The sequence below is a fragment of the Henriciella sp. genome, from assembly GCF_049649345.1.
Taxonomy (GTDB): Bacteria; Pseudomonadota; Alphaproteobacteria; order Caulobacterales; family Hyphomonadaceae; genus Henriciella.
Map to the genome: position 1 here is coordinate 1 of NZ_JBARZC010000057.1, position 2,785 is coordinate 2,785.

2 protein-coding genes are annotated in these 2,785 nt (G+C 58.3%); both read left to right on the forward strand.

The window, feature by feature from the left end; genetic code table 11:
* A partial coding sequence (gene thiL / locus WA989_RS01435; RefSeq protein WP_424338750.1) for a thiamine-phosphate kinase occupies nucleotides 1-882 on the forward strand: 882 nt, incomplete at its 5' end.
* Nucleotides 883-1,020: 138 nt separating this feature from the next.
* Nucleotides 1,021-2,785, forward strand: a 1,765-nt coding sequence (locus WA989_RS01440; RefSeq protein WP_424338751.1) for a sodium-translocating pyrophosphatase, incomplete at its 3' end; no start/stop codon positions are given.

Here is a 2,785-nt window from a genome sequence, read left to right on the forward strand (position 1 = left end):
GATGAGGCGCTCGGTCTGCAGAATGATGTCGGTATTCTCTCAAACCACGGGGATACGGCCACTATCGTAACTCTGGACAGCATGTCGGAAGGGACCCATTTCCTGGCGTCCGATCCGCGCCATACCGTTGGCCAGAAGCTGGTCCGGGTGAATGTGTCCGACATATTGAGCAAAGGCGCTTATCCTGCGCAGGCGTTGCTCTCATTTGCGCTGCCCAGGAGCTTCGATGAACCTCAGTTCAAGTCGCTCTGCGAAGGGGTCGAGGCTGAGTTTAAAGCGTGGCAAATTGATCTGGTGGGCGGAGATACAATCGGCACAGACGGCCCGCTCGTGCTTTCTCTGGTGCTGACGGGCCAGTGCGTGAGGCAGGGTCCCATTCCTCGCTCCGGAGCCTCTCCCGGCGATCGGCTTTTTGTGACAGGCGAGATTGGAAACGGGGATCTGGGACTTCAGGCTGTCCTTGGAGAGGGAAGCGACAATCATAAGGCCAAGTACAGGGTACCAGGCATCCCTCACCGTGAGTGGATCGGCTTGCTCGCAGACTTTGCAAGCGCTTCCCTGGATGTGTCTGATGGCCTGCTATCGGACGCTGGCCACCTTGCATTCGCTTCAAACGTTGCTGTTGAAATCGATTTGTACAGAGTGCCATGGGCTGAACACGGGATTTCACTTGAGCGCATGCTCAATTTGGCGACCGGCGGTGACGACTATCAGACGTTATTTACTGTTTCGCCTGGCAAGCTTGATGAATTTCGCAGGAAGGCTGCGGATACAGGCGTCGAAGCTATTGAGATCGGGGAAATTGAAACGGGCGAAGGCGTCCGAATCCATAACTCTGGCGAATTTGTCCCTTTACCCCCTGTAAAAGGTTACGAGCACTAGATTGAACCGCGCGGAATCAACGATTGCGCGAAGTTGCTTGCCTTAGCGACTGCTCTTTGGCAGTCACGAGTCACTTAAGAAACAGGCTGCTCGCTGCGATTCTACAAGCGGAGACAGCCAAAAGGGAGGAGGGGCTGAATGACCCTATGGTTCTACGTTGCACTCGTGGCCGGACTGGCTGCTGTGCTGTATGGCTGGCTGCAGTCGAGATCGATTATGGCGGCCGATGCCGGCACCGATCGTATGAAGGAAATTGCGTCTGCGATTCAAGAAGGCGCCAATGCCTATCTGAAACGCCAATACACGACGATCGGCATGGTTGGTGTCGGCGTTGTCGTTCTGCTGGCTATCGCATTTCGCAGCTGGGAAGTGCCGCTCGGCTTTATCATCGGCGCCGTCCTGTCTGGCGCAGCCGGCTTCATCGGTATGAAAGTATCCGTACAGGCAAATGTGCGCACCACGCAGGCTGCTAGCAAAAGCCTCGCGGGCGGTCTCGACATGGCCTTCAAGTCCGGGGCGGTGACGGGCCTGCTCGTTGTCGGCCTCGCGCTGATCGGTGTTGTTGTCTATTATGGCCTGCTGACCGGCCTCGTGGGCTATGAGCCCAGCAACCGCGCTGTTGTCGATGGTCTCGTTGCGCTTGGCTTCGGGGCATCGCTGATTTCGATCTTCGCTCGTCTCGGCGGCGGCATCTTTACCAAGGGTGCAGACGTTGGCGGCGACATGGTCGGCAAGGTCGAGGCCGGTATTCCGGAAGACGATCCGCGCAACGCTGCGACCATTGCAGACAATGTTGGCGACAATGTCGGTGACTGCGCCGGTATGGCCGCTGACCTGTTTGAGACCTATGCCGTGACAATCGTCGCGACCATGGTCCTTGGTGCCATCTATTTTGGCGGCCTTGGCTATCTCGGCTCGATCATGCTTCTGCCGCTGGCGATTTGCGCGGTGTGTATTCTCGCCTCGATCGCCGGCACATGGTTCGTCCGGCTCGGCAAAGGCTCGACCAATATCATGGGGGCGCTCTACAAGGGCCTCATCGCTACTGGCGTGTTCTCTCTGATCGGTCTGGCTGTCGCCATTAATTGGGGGCTTCCGAACGGCTTTGGCGTGCTTGAAGGCGCTGGCGCCGCGCTTGGTCTCGCTTCGGCTGTCACAGGTTTGGACCTGTTCTTCTGCGGCGTTGCAGGCCTTGCGGTTACCGCTCTGATCGTTGTCATCACCGAGTATTATACGGGTACGGCCTACAGGCCCGTCCGGTCAGTGGCGCGCTCATCTGAGTCCGGTCACGGCACGAACGTGATCCAAGGTCTGGCTGTCTCGCTTGAATCGACGGCACTTCCGGCGATCACCATCATGGCCGGCATTATCCTGACCTTCAATCTCGCAGGCCTTTACGGTATCGCCATCGCGACCACCACGATGCTGGCGCTTGCCGGTATGATCGTCGCGCTCGATGCTTTCGGTCCAGTTACTGACAATGCGGGTGGTATCGCCGAGATGTCCGACCTGCCGAGCGAGGTGCGCGAAACCACCGATGCTCTGGACGCTGTCGGCAATACGACCAAGGCTGTTACCAAAGGCTATGCGATCGGCTCTGCCGGTCTCGGCGCTCTGGTGCTGTTCGCGGCGTATTCGGAGGATTTGAAATACTTTAAGGACTATGCCGCGGAGGGGAGCGTCCTTCGAGGCGTGACCGTCGACTTCTCCATTGCGAACCCCTATGTGGTTGTCGGCCTGCTCTTTGGCGGCCTGCTTCCCTTCCTGTTCGGCGGCATGTCCATGATGGCCGTTGGCCGGGCTGCTCAAGCTGTCGTGGAAGAAGTTCGCCGCCAGTTCCGCGAAATGCCGGGCATCATGAAGGGGGAGGTCAAGCCGGACTATAGCCGCGCGGTCGACATCC